The sequence below is a fragment of the Streptomyces sp. NBC_00569 genome (genome assembly GCF_036345255.1).
Lineage (GTDB): Bacteria > Actinomycetota > Actinomycetes > Streptomycetales > Streptomycetaceae > Streptomyces.
The window spans coordinates 7,314,928-7,331,927 of record NZ_CP107783.1 but is presented as its reverse complement, the minus strand read 5'-3'; the positions used below and the strand labels follow the sequence as shown (position 1 = coordinate 7,331,927).

Annotated in this window: 14 protein-coding genes; 1 reads left to right on the top strand and 13 read right to left on the bottom strand. The window is 69.7% G+C overall.

Annotation, left to right across the window (positions count from 1 at the left end):
- Window positions 1–49: 49 nt before the first annotated feature.
- The 12 genes from OHO83_RS47060 to uvrC form a co-directional block, all read right to left on the bottom strand.
- Window positions 50–529 (bottom strand): DUF2087 domain-containing protein, encoded by a 480-nt coding sequence (locus tag OHO83_RS47060; RefSeq protein ID WP_405636489.1) that lies wholly within the window; start codon window positions 527–529, stop codon window positions 50–52.
- Between the two features lie 88 nt (window positions 530–617).
- Complete coding sequence (gene pgi / locus OHO83_RS32950) at window positions 618–2,270, bottom strand: glucose-6-phosphate isomerase (protein ID WP_266669312.1); 1,653 nt, start codon at window positions 2,268–2,270, stop codon at window positions 618–620.
- A gap of 156 nt (window positions 2,271–2,426) precedes the next feature.
- A complete protein-coding gene (locus tag OHO83_RS32945) occupies window positions 2,427–2,762 on the bottom strand; it encodes an RNA polymerase-binding protein RbpA (RefSeq protein WP_003976875.1) in 336 nt (111 codons plus the stop codon).
- 204 nt (window positions 2,763–2,966) lie between these two features.
- On the bottom strand, window positions 2,967–3,197 hold the full coding sequence (gene secG / locus OHO83_RS32940) for a preprotein translocase subunit SecG (RefSeq protein WP_100592391.1): 231 nt from the start codon (window positions 3,195–3,197) through the stop codon (window positions 2,967–2,969).
- Window positions 3,198–3,466: 269 nt separating this feature from the next.
- Window positions 3,467–4,243: a triose-phosphate isomerase gene (gene tpiA, locus OHO83_RS32935; RefSeq protein ID WP_227294074.1), complete on the bottom strand. Its 777-nt coding sequence runs from the start codon at window positions 4,241–4,243 to the stop codon at window positions 3,467–3,469.
- Window positions 4,244–4,248: 5 nt separating this feature from the next.
- Window positions 4,249–5,460 (bottom strand): phosphoglycerate kinase, encoded by a 1,212-nt coding sequence (locus tag OHO83_RS32930; protein WP_330280136.1) that lies wholly within the window; start codon window positions 5,458–5,460, stop codon window positions 4,249–4,251.
- 107 nt (window positions 5,461–5,567) lie between these two features.
- Window positions 5,568–6,578 (bottom strand): type I glyceraldehyde-3-phosphate dehydrogenase, encoded by a 1,011-nt coding sequence (gene gap / locus OHO83_RS32925; RefSeq protein WP_116502732.1) that lies wholly within the window; start codon window positions 6,576–6,578, stop codon window positions 5,568–5,570.
- Between the two features lie 236 nt (window positions 6,579–6,814).
- Complete coding sequence (locus tag OHO83_RS32920) at window positions 6,815–9,775, bottom strand: M14 family metallopeptidase (RefSeq protein WP_329435697.1); 2,961 nt, start codon at window positions 9,773–9,775, stop codon at window positions 6,815–6,817.
- Window positions 9,776–9,998: 223 nt separating this feature from the next.
- Window positions 9,999–10,988, bottom strand: a complete 990-nt coding sequence (whiA, locus tag OHO83_RS32915) for a DNA-binding protein WhiA (RefSeq protein ID WP_266669321.1) — start codon at window positions 10,986–10,988, stop codon at window positions 9,999–10,001.
- Window positions 10,979–12,016 (bottom strand): gluconeogenesis factor YvcK family protein, encoded by a 1,038-nt coding sequence (locus OHO83_RS32910; protein WP_330280135.1) that lies wholly within the window; start codon window positions 12,014–12,016, stop codon window positions 10,979–10,981. The genes whiA and OHO83_RS32910 overlap by 10 nt, the downstream gene beginning before the upstream one ends.
- Complete coding sequence (gene rapZ / locus OHO83_RS32905; RefSeq protein ID WP_266565564.1) at window positions 12,013–13,008, bottom strand: RNase adapter RapZ; 996 nt, start codon at window positions 13,006–13,008, stop codon at window positions 12,013–12,015. Before rapZ ends, OHO83_RS32910 begins: the two co-directional genes overlap by 4 nt.
- On the bottom strand, window positions 13,005–15,044 hold the full coding sequence (uvrC, locus tag OHO83_RS32900) for an excinuclease ABC subunit UvrC (RefSeq protein ID WP_266669326.1): 2,040 nt from the start codon (window positions 15,042–15,044) through the stop codon (window positions 13,005–13,007). The genes rapZ and uvrC overlap by 4 nt, the downstream gene beginning before the upstream one ends.
- 198 nt (window positions 15,045–15,242) lie before the next feature.
- Between uvrC and OHO83_RS32895 the strand changes: the two genes are divergently transcribed.
- Window positions 15,243–16,193, top strand: a complete 951-nt coding sequence (locus OHO83_RS32895; RefSeq protein ID WP_330280134.1) for a hypothetical protein — start codon at window positions 15,243–15,245, stop codon at window positions 16,191–16,193.
- Between the two features lie 35 nt (window positions 16,194–16,228).
- Here OHO83_RS32895 and OHO83_RS32890 read toward each other — a convergent pair whose 3' ends face one another.
- Window positions 16,229–16,648, bottom strand: a complete 420-nt coding sequence (locus OHO83_RS32890; RefSeq protein ID WP_266669330.1) for a Rieske (2Fe-2S) protein — start codon at window positions 16,646–16,648, stop codon at window positions 16,229–16,231.
- Window positions 16,649–17,000: the final 352 nt, after the last annotated feature.

Genomic DNA, 17,000 nt, shown 5'->3' with positions numbered 1-17,000 from the left:
ACGACCCGAACACAGAGGCCCCGCACCGTAGTTGGCTGGTGCGGGGCCTCTACGCGTGCGCCCTGCGGTAGCTGCTGCCGTCGCGCTCCCGTACGAGCAGCCCGTCGCTCACGCAGTACCTGCGCAGCGCCGAGGTGTCCTCATGGACGGTGCGGAACGCGCTGTTGACCTCGCCCTCGGTGTAGGTGCGCTCGGTGTCGAAGAGCGTGTCCGTGAGGTGGACGAGGAGTTCGTGGCGCACGGTGGCGCGGACCGGGATCGAGGTGAGGCGGCCGCGGGCGAAGAACCCGGTGAGGCGGCGCGGCACGGCGGGATGGATCTCCGCCGGGCGCTCGCGGCGGAACACGGAGGGGTCCGCCCGCAGCGTCCCGTCCGCCCGTCGCTCGACGAGCCCGGTGGAGACGAGTCGTCCCAGGTGCTTGCGGACGGCCGGGGAGTCCTCGGCGCGGGGCTCCAGCTCGTCCAGCACGATCCGCGCGTAGAGCTTCAGTCGTTCGGGGTCGGCGAGCGCGGACATGAGCTGGTCCATGGGGTCCTCCCGGCAGGTGACGCGACCGGAGCAGTGTCACCCGCCGGGGGCGGCGGCGCACCCGAATTTAGATGCGCCGCTCAGTCACTCAACGGCCGCGCAGTTCACGGTACTTGGCCACCAGCGCCTTGGTGGACGGGTCGAGTCCCGGCACGTCGGCGCCCTGGGTGAGGGCGGGTTCGACGCGCTTGGCGAGGACCTTGCCGAGTTCGACGCCCCACTGGTCGAAGGAGTCGATGTTCCAGACGGCGCCCTGGACGAACACCTTGTGCTCGTAGAGGGCGATGAGCTGGCCCAGGACGAACGGCGTGAGCCGCTTCGCGAGGATCGTCGTCGTCGGGTGGTTACCCTGGAACGTCTTGTGCGGCACGAGCTCGTCGGGCACGCCCTCGGCGCGGACCTCGGCCGGGGTCTTGCCGAAGGCGAGGGCCTGCGTCTGCGCGAAGAAGTTGGCCATCAACAGGTCGTGCTGTGCGACGAGTCCCGGCAGCAGGTCCGCCACGGGCTCGGCGAACCCGATGAAGTCCGCCGGGATCAACTTCGTTCCCTGGTGGATCAGTTGGTAGTAAGCATGCTGCCCGTTGGTGCCGGGAGTGCCCCAGACGACGGGACCTGTCTGCCAGTCGACCTGAGTGCCGTCCCGCGTGACGGACTTGCCGTTCGATTCCATGTCGAGCTGCTGGAGGTACGCCGTGAACTTGGACAGGTAGTGCGAGTACGGCAGGACCGCGTGCGACTGCGCGTCGTGGAAGTTGCCGTACCAGATGCCCAACAGACCCATCAGAAGGGGGACGTTCGCCTCGGCGGGGGCGGTGCGGAAGTGCTCGTCGACGAGGTGGAACCCGTCGAGCATCTCGCGGAACGCGTCCGGGCCGATCGCGATCATCAGCGAGAGGCCGATCGCCGAGTCGTAGGAGTAGCGCCCGCCGACCCAGTCCCAGAACTCGAACATGTTGGCCGTGTCGATGCCGAAGTCGGAGACCTTCTCGGCGTTCGTCGACAGGGCCACGAAGTGCTTGGCCACGGCATCCTGGCCGGCCCTCAGTCCGGTGAGGAGCCAGTTGCGCGCGGAGGTCGCGTTGGTGATCGTCTCGATCGTCGTGAACGTCTTCGAGGCGATGATGAACAGCGTCTCGGCGGGGTCGAGATCACGCACGGCCTCGTGCAGGTCCGCACCGTCCACGTTCGACACGAAACGGACCGTCAGGTCCCGGTCGGTGAAGGAGCGAAGCACCTCGTACGCCATCGCGGGACCGAGGTCCGAGCCGCCGATACCGATGTTCACGACGTTCTTGATCCGCTTGCCGGTGTGGCCCGTCCACTCCCCCGAACGGACCTTGCCCGCGAACACGGCCATCTTGTCGAGAACGGCATGCACCTGCGGGACGACATCCACACCGTCGACCTCGATCACCGCGTCACGCGGGGCCCGCAGCGCCGTGTGCAGCACGGCCCGGTCCTCCGTCGTGTTGATCTTCTCGCCACGGAACATGGCGTCCCGCAGCCCGAACACGTCGGTCGCGGCGGCGAGCTCGCGCAGCAGGCGCAGCGTCTCGTCCGTGACGAGGTGCTTGGAGTAGTCGACGTGCAGGTCACCGACCTCGAGCGTGTAGCCGGAGCCGCGCGCCGGATCGGCGGCGAACAGCTCACGCAGCTGCACGTCTCCGAGTTCTTCCCGGTGCTTGGCGAGCGCCGTCCACTCGGGCATCTGATTGAGCCTGGTACGGCTTTCTGCGTTCATCTCGGACTTCAGCCTTCTCTCGTACCTGAGTACGTACCTTGCCCCGCTGCTTGACCAACCTAATTGATCAGGGCCCGGTATACGGCATCTGTCCGGACCGCTACGGCCGAACGAGTCCGGCCGGACACTTGGGTGTGTCCGGCCGGTGCTCAAGTCCTAGATCTCGCCCCGCAGTTTGGCGAGCGCCTCCGCGAGGATCGCCTCGCCGTCCGCGTCACTGCGCCGCTCGCGCACATAGGCGAGGTGCGTCTTGTAGGGCTCGGTGCGCGGCGGGTCCGGCGGGTTGTCCCGGTCCTGCCCGGCAGGGAAGCCGCAGCGCGGACAGTCCCAAGTCTCCGGCACCTGCGCGTCGGAGGCGAAGCTCGGCTGCGTCTCGTGCCCGTTCGAGCACCAGAAGGAGATGCGCAGACGCGGCGCGGACTCGCCGCGCTCGGCCTCGCCCATCGGCCCCGCCCCGACCCGACTTCCTCGGATCGCGTTGCCACTTGCCACGGTCGTAACTCCCTGCGTGATGGTGCCGCGGAGTTTGTCGGCGTCTCACTCCGCCGCGGGCGCCTCAGTCTACGTAAGGCCCAACGCGCGTCCAGTGATTGGAGTTACATCCCCGCCCCTAGACGCAAGCCCCATGATAGGCCGCGCCGGAGGGCGCGTACCGAACATGGGGCCTTATGTGCGCGATGTGCAGGTGCGACGGCGTCAGTTGTTGACCTTCATGAGCAGGCCGAGCACGACAATGCACGCGAACCACAGCAGACCGAGCACGATGGTGATGCGGTCCAGGTTGCGCTCGGCGACCGACGAGCCGCCGACGGACGACTGCATGCCGCCACCGAACATGTCGGAGAGACCGCCACCCTTTCCCTTGTGCATCAGCACAAGGAGCATCAGCAGCAGGCTGAAGACGATCAGGGCGATCGAGAACCCCATAACCACGGCTGGTCCCTACTTCCTGGCAATTCTCTCGGACTGAACTGATACGTACTGCGATGTATCCGTACTGCGACTTATACGTGCTGCGGGGGCCCGGTGGAAAGCCACCCGGCCCCCGCAAGGGTACGACGGAACGCCGCTACCGCATACTCTCGACCTTTTCGTTCGCCTCCGGGGCGCCCGGTGTCGGTGTCGAGAGGCCGACCGTGCTCAACCCTCCGGGCCTCCGCGCGCTCGCCCTCTCGACACCGACGCGCCCCTGCGGCTCACTGGTCGCGGAACCGGATGATCTTGACGAACTCCTCGGCGTCGAGCGCCGCGCCGCCGACGAGGGCGCCGTCGACGTCGGGCTTCGACATGATCTCCGCGACGTTCCCGGACTTCACCGAGCCGCCGTACTGGATGCGGACCTTGTCGGCCAGCTCCTGGGAGTACAGCTCGGCGAGCTTGCCGCGGATCGCCCCGCAGACCTCCTGGGCGTCGTCGGCGCCGCAGACCTTGCCGGTGCCGATCGCCCAGACCGGCTCGTACGCGATCACGACGGTCTCGGCCTGCTCGGCCGGGATGTCCTTGAGACCGCCCTCGACCTGCGACAGCGTGTGCGTGACGTGGTTGCCCGCCTCGCGGACGTGGAGCTCCTCGCCGACGCACAGGATCGGGGTCAGGCCGTGCTTGAAGGCGGCCTTCACCTTGGCGTTGCAGACCTCGTCGGTCTCGTCGTGGTACTGCCGGCGCTCGGAGTGGCCGACCGCCACGTACGTGCACTTGAGCTTGGCGAGCATCGGGCCCGAGATCTCACCGGTGTAGGCGCCGGAGTCGTGGGCCGAGATGTCCTGGGCGCCGTATTTGATCTTGAGCTTGTCGCCGTCGACCAGGGTCTGTACGGAGCGCAGGTCGGTGAAGGGCGGCAGGACCGCGACCTCGACGGCGTCGTAGTCCTTGTCGGCCAGCGCGAAGGCGAGCTTCTGAACGTGGGCGATGGCCTCGAGGTGATTGAGGTTCATCTTCCAGTTGCCCGCCATCAGCGGCGTGCGGGTGGTCATTGAGGTCAGTCCTCCAGTGCGGCAAGGCCGGGGAGCGTCTTGCCCTCAAGGTATTCGAGGGAGGCGCCGCCGCCGGTCGAGATGTGGCCGAATGCATTCTCGTCGAAGCCGAGGAGCCGGACGGCCGCGGCGGAGTCGCCACCGCCGACGACCGTGAAGGCCGGGGAGTCGAGGAGCGCCTGGGCGACCGCCTTGGTGCCCTCGGCGTAGTCGGGGTGTTCGAAGACACCCATCGGGCCGTTCCAGAAGACGGTCCCGGCGTCGGCGAGCTTCGATGCGTACAGCTTGCGGGTCTGCGGACCGATGTCGAGACCCTCCTGGTCGGCCGGGATGGCGTCCGCGGCGACGGTGGTGGGGTGGGCCGGGGCCTTGGTCTTGAGGTCCGGGAACTCCGGCGAGACCAGGACGTCCACGGGAAGCACCAGCTCGACGCCGCTGTCCTCGGCGCGCTTGATGTACTCCTTGACGGCCGGGATCTGGTCTTCCTGGAGGAGGGAGATGCCGACCTCGTGGCCCTGGGCCTTGAGGAAGGTGTAGGCCATGCCGCCGCCGATCAGCAGGCGGTCGGCCTTGCCGAGCAGCTGGTCGATGACGGCGAGCTTGTCGGAGACCTTGGCCCCGCCGAGCGCGACGACGTACGGCCGCTTGACCTCGTCGGTGAGCCTCTTCAGGACGCCGACCTCGGTGGCGATGAGGTAGCCGGCGTAGTGCGGCAGGCGGGCCGGCAGGTCGTACACGGAGGCGTGCTTGCGGTGCACCGCGCCGAAGCCGTCGCCCACGTAGACATCGGCCAGGGCGGCCAGCCGGTCGGCGAACTCGCCGCGCTCGGTGTCGTCCTTCGACGTCTCACCGGCGTTGAAGCGGAGGTTCTCGATGACGGCGACCTGGCCGGGCTCCAGACCGTCCACCGCGTCGTGGGCGGCGGGGCCGACGGTGTCCTGGGCGAACGCGACCGGCTTGCCGAGGAGTTCGGCGAGGCGCTCGGCGGCCGGCAGCAGCGAGAACGCCGGGTCCGGGGCTCCCTTGGGGCGGCCCAGGTGGGAGGCGACGATCACCTTGGCGCCCCCGTCGGCCAGGGCCTTGACGGTGGGCAGGACGGCGCGGATGCGGCCGTCGTCGGTGATCTTGCCCTCGGCGAGAGGCACGTTGAGGTCGGCGCGGACGAAGACCCGCTTGCCCTCGACCCCTTCGGCGAGAAGTTCGTCGATCGTCTTCATGGCTGGACTCCTGGACTTCTTGGTTGGGCTGACGCACAACAGGGCCCGGACGGCGCGGCGTTGCGCGGTCCGGACCCTGTGCTCACATCGAGATGCCGACTCTGGATCTAGAGCTGGCCACCGACGAAGACCGTGAGGTCGACGAGACGGTTGGAGTAGCCCCACTCGTTGTCGTACCAGCCGAGGATCTTCACCGAGTTACCTTCCTGAACCATGGTCAGGGAGGAGTCGAACGTGCAGGACGCCGGGTCGCCGACGATGTCGGAGGAGACGATCGGGTCCTCGGTGTAAGACAGGTAGCCCTTGAGGTCGCCGTCCTCGGACGCCTTCTTGAACGCGGCGTTGACCTCGTCCTTGGTGGTCTCGCGCGCCAGGGTGACGACCAGGTCGGTGGCGGAGCCGGTCGGGACCGGGACGCGCATCGCGATGCCGTCGAGCTTGCCCTTGAGCTGCGGGAGGACCAGGGCGGTCGCCTTGGCGGCACCGGTGGTGGTCGGAATGATGTTCTCGGCGGCGGCGCGGGCGCGGCGCAGGTCCGAGTGCGGGAAGTCCAGGATGCGCTGGTCGTTCGTGTACGCGTGGACCGTGGTCATCAGGCCCTTGACGATGCCGAAGTTCTCGTCGAGAACCTTGGCCATCGGCGCCACACAGTTGGTGGTGCAGGACGCGTTCGAGATGACGTGGTCCGTCGCCGGGTTGTACTGGTCCTGGTTGACGCCCATCACGATGGTGATGTCCTCGTCCTTGGCCGGAGCCGAGATGAGGACCTTCTTGGCGCCGCCGGCGATGTGCTTCTCGGCGTCGGCCTTCTTCGTGAAGATGCCGGTCGACTCGATGACGATGTCGACACCCAGCTCGCCCCACGGGATGTCGGCGGGGTTGCGCTCGGAAAGGACCTTGATGCTGTGGCCGTCGACGGTGATGGTGTCGACGGTGTGCGTGACCTCGGCCTTGAGGCGGCCGAGGATGGTGTCGTACTTCAGAAGGTGTGCGGTGGTCGCGGTGTCACCGAGGTCGTTGACAGCCACGATCTCGATGTCTGCACCCTGCTCAAGCAGCGCGCGGAAGTAGTTACGCCCGATGCGGCCAAAGCCGTTGATGCCTACGCGGATCGTCACGAACCGATCTCCTCGTTGGTACGCCGGTTTTAGACGCCGGCGAGTTGTATGGGATGTCCCCGACCGCCTCCGACCCTACCTCTCCGAAGCCCTCCGGGTGACATTGAGTGGACCCTTGTGCGGCCCGGCGGCCCGTACCGCCCAGTAGGGGTACGGACCGCCGGGATTCCCGCTCATCTGGCGCTTTTCGCGAAAAGTGAGCGGGGTACTTTGTCCGGTTTTCTGCTTGGTGGTTTTCAGCTCCTCAGGGAGGCCAGCGCCTTCCCCAGGAGCGCGCTCCGCTCGGCCGCCGTGGCGACGTGTTCGAGACCGAATCCGAGGAGCACGGTGTCCTTCGTGCTGACGGCTCCGTATGTCTTGAACAGTTCACCCGCGCGGGCCCAGTCCTTGGTGACGACGGGGCTGCCCGGGGGCGGGCCCGCGACCTTCCAGGCGCCGAACGACGACTCGAAGCCCTCGGTCTCCTTCGCGGCGCCGCCGATGACGACGGACGCGTTGTCGGCGAGGACGCCGTGGCCGCCGCTGCCGGGGTCGGTGATGTAGCTGAGCGAGACCTCGACCGTCTTGCCCGCGTAGGCGCTCAGGTCGAAGGTCACCGGCTTCCAGCCGTCCGAGGCGCCCGTGAGGCTGTTCCAGGAGCCGGAGGTGCCGGTGGCCGTGCAGCCCGCGCTGCCGGGCGTCAGATAGCGCTTGAGCGCCGGGTGCTCCTTGATCAGGAATCCGGCCTCGCACTCGGCGGGTACGGCGTTCGTGGTGGCGCCGCCGGCGTCGGGCAGCGTCGTCCAGTCCTCTGCGCCCGCCGTGTGCGCCTCCAGCACCGCGTGGTCGTAGCCGGGCTCAGTGTCCCACAGGAGCTGGAACTTCAGGGACGGCTTGTCGGCGGCGGAGACGCCGGTGAGGTCGATGGTGCGGGTCAGGCGCTTCCAGCCGTCGTCCGTGTGCACGGCGGCGGCCATGGAGCTGCCCTCGAACGGGCTGTACGGGTTGGGGGTGCCCGCGTACGCACCGGCGCCCGCGCTCGTGAACTGCGGGTAGTCGGCCTTGGCCAGCACGTCGGAGGTGGCCTGGTAGGTCGCGGCGATGTTCAGCGGGTTGCCGGGAGCGTCGCCGAGGCCCGCGGCCGCGCCGGTGAGCGCGCCGGATCCGGCGAACTTCGTGGCGCCGGGTGTCGACGTGCGCGAGTACGCGCCCAGGTAGTACTGACTGAAGTCGTTCGTGGTCGTGTCGCCGATGGAGACGGAGCCGCCCGCCTGCTCACCGGCCTCGATCAGCTTGCCGCCCTCGTTGAGGTAGTCGCGCAGCGCGAGCTGGGTGGTGAGGCCGGGGCGGTCGGCGCCCGTGTAGTGGACGACGGTCCTGAAGTGGTCGAGCACCGCGAGTGCGTCCGGGGCGCCCTGGGTGGCGACGTTCCACACCAGCGGGGTGCGGCCGTTCGCCTTCAGCGCGTCCACATAGGCCTTGGTCTGCTGCCCCGTGGCGTCGTTCTCGGCGACGACGAGGGTGTCGGCCCTGGGCCGCTCGGCCACGGTGTACGTGAAGTGCTCGCTGGAGGTGTGCTTGCCGGACTTGCCGCGTCCGGTGAACCAGACCTCGACCTTGTCGCCCGGGTCCGCGCCCTCGATCCTCGCGCGGTACGCGTCGAAGTGGAGGTTGTCGTCGCCGCCGTAGGTCTCGCCGCCCTTCCAGGCGCGCAGGTCCTCGTCGTGCGTACGGCCGCCGTCCACGCGGTAGTTGAGCTCCTTGTCGCGCACCGACTTGCGGGCGGTCACCGAGACCTCCTGGTCGGCGCCGCGTGCGTACGAGGTGCTGAAGGCGGCCGGGGTGAAGTCGGGGGCGTCGAGGCCGACCGAGGAGGACGGCTGATCCGGGTGCGCCGCGGTCTCGGCGACGGAGAGCGCGAACGGGACGTTCTTGGCGAACTCCTGCTGGATCAGCTTCTCGTCGTCCGGGAAGGTGAAGACCGACTCGCAGTCCTCGGGGCGCCACTGGTCGTCCGGGTCGATGGCTGACGCGGTCTGGCACTCGCTCATCTCCGGCGTGAACATCCCGGTGCCGTTGACGTTGCCCGCGTGCCCGTCCGCCTCGCCGTTGGTGGTGTACAGCTCGGAGGAGACCTGTGGGTGGTAGCCGGGGATCGCGGAGTTCTCGGGGGTCCCCGCGAGCGCCTTGTAGAGCACGTCGTCCGGCGTCGGCGTGGCCACCTGCCAGCCCACTCCGTAGAGCAGCAGCTGGGCCGCGGAGTGGTAGTTGATGGCGTACCGGAAGCCGATGCGCTTCTCGAAGGCGTCGAGGGCCTTCGTCTCGGGCTCGGAGCCGGGGCTCGCGCCGCGGTAGGTCTCACTGGCGGGGCTCGGGGACGAACCCTCGTCGTCGTAGCCCCACTTGTAGGCGAAGTTGCGGTTGAGGTCGACGCCGTCGCCCGTGGTGATCGCGCCGTCGCCGTTCACGTCCCGCATGTTCTTGCGCCACTGGCGGTCGCCGTCGGGGTTGAACGTCCAGTCGTACCCGTCGGGGTTCGCCGACAGGACGAACCACAGCTCCGTGGAGTCGACGATCTTCTTGATGCGCTTGTCCTTGGAGTAGTTGTCCAAGTAGTAGTGCATCAGACGGCGGGTCATCTCGGGGGTGATCCACTCGCGGGCGTGCTGGTTGGACATGTAGAGCACGGACGGCTTCGAGCCGTCCCGGGTCGTACGGGCGCCCTTGGTGAGCTTGACCGCCAGGATGTCCTTGCCCTGGAGCGTCTTGCCGATGGAGACGACCTTGGTGAGGCCGGGGTTGGCCTGGCCCGTCCTGACGATCTCCTCCTGGAGATTGCCCTTGCCGCTGTACGGGCGGAACACGCCGTCACCCGCGGCCGCCACACGGGCTCGCGCCTTGGCGGAGAGCGTGTGCTCTGTGAGTTCGACGCCCTTCTTCTCCAGCTGCTTCGCCTGCTTGTCGGTGAGGTAGACCTCGACCTCGGCCTTCCCCTTCTCGGGGGCCTGTTCACCGAGTTCGTGCCCGTCCTGCCCGGCCGCGAGGAGCAGGGGTACCTGCTCCTTCGTGACCTCGGCGCGGAACACCTTGACCGGGTCGGCGTCCGACCGGGGTGCACCGCCGCTCTCCGCCTGGGCGACGGGGGTCAGTCCCGCGCCTCCCAGTCCGCCCAGAATGAGTGCCGTGGTGGCGAGGATCGATCTCGCTCTTCGTCTCATGAGCCCCCCTTGCAGTTGTGTACCGCAGAAGCAGGTGAGTACCGCAGAAGTCGCGGCGTACCGCAGAAGCGAACAGACGCCAGACTCATGACAGTTCATGGTCAAGTCAAGGGTGCGTCAAAGGGGTCCCGTCGAACCCCGCGTGGTCCCCATGCGCAGCGAAAACGCCGGTGCCTCGCCCCGGCAGGGCGCCGGCACCGGCGTGACTCATTCCCCTCCGGGGTCAGCCGACGAGGTTGTCGGCCATCTCCTCGGTGATGTTCGACTCCGTGCCCGGGATGCCCATGTCCTGGGCCCGCTTGTCGGCCATCGCGAGCAGTCGGCGGATACGGCCCGCGACGGCGTCCTTCGTCAGCGGCGGGTCGGCGAGCGCGCCCAGCTCCTCCAGGGAGGCCTGCTTGTGCTCCATGCGCAGCCGTCCGGCGGCCGCGAGGTGCTCCGGCACCTCGTCGGCGAGGATCTCCAGGGCGCGCTGCACGCGGGCCCCGGCGGCCACGGCGGCGCGCGCCGAGCGGCGCAGGTTCGCGTCGTCGAAGTTGGCCAGGCGGTTGGCGGTGGCGCGGACCTCGCGCCGCATCCGCCGCTCCTCCCAGGCGAGCACCGACTCGTGCGCCCCCATGCGGGTGAGCAGGGCGCCGATGGCGTCCCCGTCCCGTACGACGACCCGGTCCACCCCGCGTACCTCACGGGCCTTGCCCGCGATCTGGAGCCGGCGTGCGGCGCCGACCAGGGCGAGCGCGGCCTCCGGGCCGGGGCAGGTCACCTCCAGGGAGGAGGAGCGGCCGGGCTCGGTGAGCGAGCCGTGCGCCAGAAAGGCCCCGCGCCAGGCGGCCTCGGCGTCGCAGGTGGCCCCCGAGACCACCTGCGGCGGGAGACCCCGGATGGGGCGGCCACGGCCGTCGACAAGACCGGTCTGGCGGGCCAGCTGGTCACCGCCGGCCACGACCCGTACGACGAAGCGCGAGCCCCGCCGCAGCCCGCCGGGCGCCATCACGATCAGTTCCGAGCTGTGCCCGAAGATCTCGAGGATGTCCCGCTTCAGCCGTCGTGCCGCCATCGCGGTGTCCAGCTCCGCCTCGATCACGATGCGGCCGCTCACCAGGTGGAGCCCGCCCGCGAAGCGCAGGATGGCCGAGACCTCTGCCTTTCTGCAGCAGGTCCGGGTGACGGGAAGCCGGGAGATCTCGTCCTTCACCGCTGCCGTCATCGCCATGGGCCGATCCTTCCATGCATCCGAAAAATACGGTCGTACGCGGCGGCCAACAGCTCCGGATCGTGCCTCGGAGTCCCGTCGGGCCTGGCCACAGGCGCCAGCTCGACCGCAGCGCCGAAGCCCTCCTTGGCGGCGTCGGTCAGGGACTCGCGATCGGGCACGGCGGCCTCGTCGGCCAGCACCACGTCCAGGGCGAGTTTAGGGGCGTGTCGTCCCAAAACCTCCAAATGACGCTGCGGTGAGAACCCCTCGGTTTCTCCGGGCTGCGGCGCGAGGTTCAGCGAGAGGACCCTACGGGCCTTCGTCTGGGTCAGCGCGTCGAGCAGCTCGGGGACCAGCAGGTGCGGGATGACGGACGAGAACCAGGAGCCCGGACCGAGCACGACCCAGTCGGCGTCGAGCACCGCGGCGACGGCCTCGGGGACGGCCGGCGGGTCGTGCGGCACGAGGTGGATGGACTGCACCTCGCCGGGGGTGAGGGCCACCGTGGCCTGCCCCCGCACGGTGTCGACCTCGTCGGGGCGCTCCGGGTCGTGGCCCTTGACCAGCGCCTGGAGCTCCAGCGGGACCGCGGACATCGGCAGGACGCGGCCCTGCGCGCCGAGCAGCTTGCCCACCAGGTCGAGGGCCTGCACATGGTCGCCGAGCTGCTCCCACAGGGCGACGATCAGCAGATTGCCGACAGCGTGCTCGTGCAGTTCGCCCTGGGACTGGAAGCGGTGCTGGATGACGCGGGCCCAGGTCTGGCCCCAGTCGTCGTCGCCGCACAGGGCCGCGAGGGCCTTGCGCAGGTCGCCGGGCGGCAGGACGCCCAGCTCGTCGCGGAGCCGGCCGCTGGAGCCGCCGTCGTCGGCGACGGTCACCACGGCGGTGAGGTCGCCGGTGATGCGCCGCAGGGCCGCCAGGGACGCGGACAGGCCCATGCCGCCGCCGAGGGCGACGACCTTGGGCTGGGCGCCGCGCCGGCGGCCCGTGGGAGGGGTGACCCGGCGGAGCCTGCTGCCGAGCCGGAGTGTGCGACCGGTCATTCGCGACCCATGTCCCGGTGGACGACCACGGTCTCCACACCCTCCGCCGCGATGCGCGCGGCGAGCTTCTCCGACATGGCCACCGAACGGTGCTTGCCTCCGGTGCAGCCGACCGCGATCGTCACGTACCGCTTGCCCTCGCGGCGGTATCCGGCCGCGATGAGCTGGAGCAGCTCGGTGTAGCGGTCGAGGAACTCCTTGGCGCCGGGCTGGCCGAAGACGTAGCTCGCCACCTCTTCGTTCAGGCCGGTGAAGGGGCGCAGCTCGGGGACCCAGTGCGGGTTCGGCAGGAAGCGCATGTCGACGACCAGGTCGGCGTCGACGGGCAGGCCGTACTTGAAGCCGAACGACATGACCGTGGCCCGCAGCTCGGGCTCCTCGTCGCCGGCGAACTGGGCGTCCATCTTGGCGCGCAGTTCGTGCACGTTCAGGCTGGAGGTGTCGATGACCAGGTCGGCGTCGCCGCGCAGCTCGCGCAGGAGTTCGCGCTCGGCCGCGATGCCGTCGACGATGCGGCCGTCGCCCTGGAGGGGGTGCGGGCGGCGCACCGACTCGAAGCGGCGCACCAGGGCCTCGTCGGAGGACTCCAGGAACACGATGCGCCGGGTGACCTGGCGGGACTCCAGGTCGGCGAGGGACTGGTGGAGGTCGTCGAAGAACCGGCGCCCGCGTACGTCGACGACGACGGCGATCCGGGCGACGTTCCCCTGGGAGCGGGCGCCGAGCTCCACCATCGTGGGGATCAGGGCGGGCGGCAGGTTGTCGACGACGAACCAGCCGAGGTCCTCCAGACACTTGGCGGCCGTGGAACGCCCGGCGCCGGACATCCCGGAGATGATCACCAGCTCGGGGATGGCCGCATCGGACGCCCCGGCGGTCTCGCTCGTCGTACCCGTACTCACCTGTGCTCCGTCTGTCTCCGCAGCCTGGCCTGCCCGGTCATCGGGGGCCGGCTGTGGTGCTGCCTGTTCGCCCTGCTCGTTCTCGTTCATGGCTCCTGCCCCCGTCGTCCTTCCGAGGTGGCCGCGGCCGTGGCCGTGGGGTCCTCGTCTTCAATGATCTCTCCTGTGGCCGTGTTCACGGCCGGTGCGGCGGGCTCCGCGCGTGCGAAGGCCGCCACGATCGTCTCTGCCGTCTTGCGGCCTATGCCGGGAACCTCGCAGATCTGATCGATTGTGGCCGATCGCAGGCGCTTCACCGAACCGAAGTGCTTGATCAGGGCCTGCTTGCGCGCGTCCCCGAGGCCGGGCACCTCGTCGAGCGGCCCGGCCCTGAAGCGCTTGGCCCGCTTCGTGCGCTGGTACGTGATCGCGAAGCGGTGCGCCTCGTCACGTACGCGCTGCAGAAGATAGAGCCCCTCGCTGGTGCGCGGAAGGATCACCGGGTCGTCCTCGTCGGGCACCCAGACCTCTTCGAGGCGCTTGGCCAGGCCGCACACCGCGATGTCGTCGATGCCCAGCTCGTCGAGCGCCCGCTTGGCCGCCGCCACCTGCGGCTGCCCGCCGTCGACGACGACCAGCTGGGGCGGGTAGGCGAACCGCTTGGGGCGGCCGTCGTCCTCGGTGAGACGGGACTCGATCGGGCCGTCCTCGTCCTCGGGCTCGGCGTCGGACCACTCCCCCGACTTCTCCTGCGCCGCCAGATAGCGCTTGAAGCGGCGCGTGATCACCTCGTGCATGGAGCGGACGTCGTCCTGCCCCTCGAAGCCCTTGATCTGGAAGCGGCGGTACTCGCTCTTCCTGGCCAGGCCGTCCTCGAAGACGACCATGGAGGCCACGACGTCGTCGCCCTGGAGATGGGAGATGTCGTAGCACTCGATGCGCAGCGGGGCGCTGTCCAGCTCGAGCGCCGCGGCGATCTCCTCGAGGGCGCGCGAGCGCGTGGTGAGGTCGGAGGCGCGCTTGGTCTTGTGGAGCGCGAGCGCCTGCTGCGCGTTCCTGTGGACCGTCTCCATGAGCGCCTTCTTGTCGCCGCGCTGCGGGATCCTCAGCGACACGTTCGACCCGCGGCGCGTGGTGAGCCACTCCTGTACGGGCTCCAGGGGCTCGGGCAGCGCGGGCACGAGGACCTCCTTGGGCACGGCGTCCCCGCGCTCCTCGCCGTACAGCTGCTGGAGCGCGTGCTCGACGAGGTCACCGCTGGTGACCGCCTCGACCTTGTCCGTGACCCAGCCGCGCTGGCCGCGCACGCGCCCGCCCCGCACATGGAAGATCTGCACGGCGGCCTCCAGCTCGTCCTCGGCGAGGGCGATCAGGTCGGCGTCCGTGGCGTCGGCGAGGACGACGGCGCTCTTCTCCATCGCCTTGCGCAGCGCCTCTATGTCGTCACGCAGGCGCGCGGCGCGCTCGTACTCCATCTCCTCGGCGGCGTCCGTCATGTCCTTCTCGAGACGGCGGATGTACGTGCCGGTGCGGCCGGTCATGAAGTCGCAGAAGTCCTCGGCCAGTTCACGGTGCTCATCGGGCGAGACGCGGCCGACGCAGGGGGCCGAGCACTTGCCGATGTAGCCGAGGAGGCAGGGGCGGCCGGTGCGGGCGGCGTTCTTGAAGACGCCGGCCGAGCAGGTGCGGACCGGGAAGACGCGCAGCAGCAGGTCGACGGTGTCGCGGATGGCCCAGGCGTGCCCGTAGGGACCGAAGTAGCGCACGCCCTTCTTCTTCTGGCCGCGCATGACCTGCACGCGCGGAAACTCCTCGTTCATCGTCACCGCGAGGTACGGATAGCTCTTGTCGTCGCGGTACTTGACGTTGAACCGGGGGTCGTACTCCTTGATCCAGGAGTACTCCAGCTGGAGCGCCTCGACCTCCGTGGACACCACGGTCCACTCCACGGACGCGGCCGTGGTGACCATCGTGCGGGTGCGGGGGTGCAGGTTCGCCAGGTCCTGGAAGTAGTTGGCCAGGCGCTGGCGCAGGCTTTTCGCCTTCCCGACGTAGATCACCCGGCGGTGCTCGTCACGGAACCTGTACACCCCTGGGGAGTCCGGGATCTGTCCCGGCTGGGGGCGGTAGCTGGAGGGGTCGGCCATGTCAGACACCCTACTTGCGGCCACCGACAGTGAGGTTGCCCACGCGTTTCCCGGAGCGGTTCCGCCGCCCGCCGGACCAGACGGTTGCGTATCGAGTCTTGTCCGGTGCAGATCAACACGCTTCAATGCCGGGTGAATTGGGGCCGCGCACGCCCCGGCCGGACGGCCGTCGTGAGGATGCATGGGGGAGGGCCCTGGATGTCGTACGGCACACAGCACGCGGACACCGGCGCGCCCGCGCTGGAGACGGCCCTGCGGGCGGGGCCCTTCCATGTCGCACTGCGGGCCGCGATCACCGCGCGCGGGCTGCCGCTGCACCGCGTGCAGCACCATCTGACCCGCCACGGTGTCACGGTCGGCGTCACCAGTCTGAGCTACTGGCAGCAGGGGGCCAGGCGCCCGCAGCGCACCGAGTCCCTACGTGCCGTGCGCGCGCTGGAGGAGATCCTGGACCTGCCCGACGAGTCCCTGATACGGCTGCTCGCCAGAGACGAGGAACACGCGGCCTGCCGGCGCCCCGCGACCCGCTCCTACCGCTCGCTCGTCGAGGCCTCGGGCGTCCTCGAACAGTTCCTCGCCGACCTCGGTTCGACCCCGGACGGCGGCCTGCACACGGTCGGCCATCACGAGCGGGTGCGGATCGGGGCGCGCCGCGAACTCCTCGGCCTCGACTCCCAGCACATCGTGCGCGCCCACCAGGACGGCGTGGACCGCTTCGTGGCCGTCCACCACGGAGACCCGGGATGCAGCACGGATCACGTCTCGGTACGTGCCCTGGAGAACTGCCGCACGGGGCGGGTGCGGCGGCACCGGGGAACGGGCGTCGTCGTGGCGGAACTGCTCTTCGACGCGCGGCTGCGGGCGGGCGACACGTTCCTCTTCCGCTACGGCTTCGAGGACGGCACGGCGGGCCCCTCGTCGGAGTACCTGCGCGGCTTCGGCTTCGCGGGCGGGCAGTACGCGCTCCAGGTCCGGTTCACCGAGGGCGTCCTGCCCGTGCGCTGCCACCGCTTCGCCCAGCACTCGCCGGCGGCCCCGCGCGGCGGCCGTCAGGACCTGCCGCTCAGCACCGGCCACCGCGCGGTCCACGTGGTGGAGCCACAGGTGCGTGCCGGGATCCTGGGAATCGGGTGGGACTGGGAGGGCTGACCCGCGGGGTGGGCCCGATCGGGGCCCAGGGTCGGTCAGGCCCCCGCGACGATCTTGCCGTTCTTCACCTCGACCGGCACCTTCGCCAGCGGCCGGGTCGCCGGGTCGTGCAGCACCTTCCCGGTCTCCGCGTCGAACTTGCTGCCGTGGCAGGAGCACGTGAGTTCCGTGCCCTCCAGCATGCTGATGGGGCACCCCGCGTGCGTGCAGATGGTGCTGAACGCGGCGTACTCGTCGGCCGCCGGACGGCTGACCACCACGTTCTCGTCCCGGTACAGCTTTGCGCCGCCCACGGGCACCTCGTCGGCCTTGCCGAGGTCGACCGGTGCCGTCGGCGCCGACTCCGCGCGGCCTCCCGACCCGCCCGGCGAGCAGGCGGCGATCCCGAGCCCCGCGGTCCCGGCGAGGGCGGCACCCCGCAGCACGGTTCGGCGGGCGGGCGACGTGCCGGGCATGGGGACTCCAGGGGTCGATCGGGGCGGGTCGGGGTGGGCCACTGCACGCCAAGGCGCACATCGGCGACAGATCCGACGATACCGGTGGGGCAAATGATGCGTCGTGGGACCCCGGTGCCGGCCACACCCGCACGCTTCTGGGCCGCCCTCCTTCTACGCACCATGACCGCCCTGCTTCGTCACCGTCTTGGCCGCCCCACGTCCGCACCGTTCCGGCCGCCCTTCTCCGTCACCGTCTTGGCCGCCCCACGTCCGCACCGTTCCGGCCGCCCTTCTCCGTCACCGTCTTGGCCGCCCCACGTCCGCACCGTTCCGGCCGCCCTTCTCCGTCACCGTCTTGGCCGCCCCACGT

Excerpts from the sequence above, each read along its gene's own strand:
- OHO83_RS32890 (WP_266669330.1), bottom strand. The coding sequence starts at position 16,648 with ATGCCCGGCACGTCGCCCGCCCGCCGAACCGTGCTGCGGGGTGCCGCC.
- OHO83_RS47060 (WP_405636489.1), bottom strand. The coding sequence starts at position 529 with ATGGACCAGCTCATGTCCGCGCTCGCCGACCCCGAACGACTGAAGCTC.
- rapZ (WP_266565564.1), bottom strand. The coding sequence starts at position 13,008 with ATGAACGAGAACGAGCAGGGCGAACAGGCAGCACCACAGCCGGCCCCC.
- pgi (WP_266669312.1), bottom strand. The coding sequence starts at position 2,270 with ATGAACGCAGAAAGCCGTACCAGGCTCAATCAGATGCCCGAGTGGACG.
- whiA (WP_266669321.1), bottom strand. The coding sequence starts at position 10,988 with ATGGCGATGACGGCAGCGGTGAAGGACGAGATCTCCCGGCTTCCCGTC.
- tpiA (WP_227294074.1), bottom strand. The coding sequence starts at position 4,243 with ATGACCACCCGCACGCCGCTGATGGCGGGCAACTGGAAGATGAACCTC.
- OHO83_RS32920 (WP_329435697.1), bottom strand. The coding sequence starts at position 9,775 with ATGAGACGAAGAGCGAGATCGATCCTCGCCACCACGGCACTCATTCTG.
- OHO83_RS32930 (WP_330280136.1), bottom strand. The coding sequence starts at position 5,460 with ATGAAGACGATCGACGAACTTCTCGCCGAAGGGGTCGAGGGCAAGCGG.
- OHO83_RS32910 (WP_330280135.1), bottom strand. The coding sequence starts at position 12,016 with ATGACCGGTCGCACACTCCGGCTCGGCAGCAGGCTCCGCCGGGTCACC.
- secG (WP_100592391.1), bottom strand. The coding sequence starts at position 3,197 with ATGGGGTTCTCGATCGCCCTGATCGTCTTCAGCCTGCTGCTGATGCTC.
- uvrC (WP_266669326.1), bottom strand. The coding sequence starts at position 15,044 with ATGGCCGACCCCTCCAGCTACCGCCCCCAGCCGGGACAGATCCCGGAC.
- OHO83_RS32895 (WP_330280134.1), top strand. The coding sequence starts at position 15,243 with ATGTCGTACGGCACACAGCACGCGGACACCGGCGCGCCCGCGCTGGAG.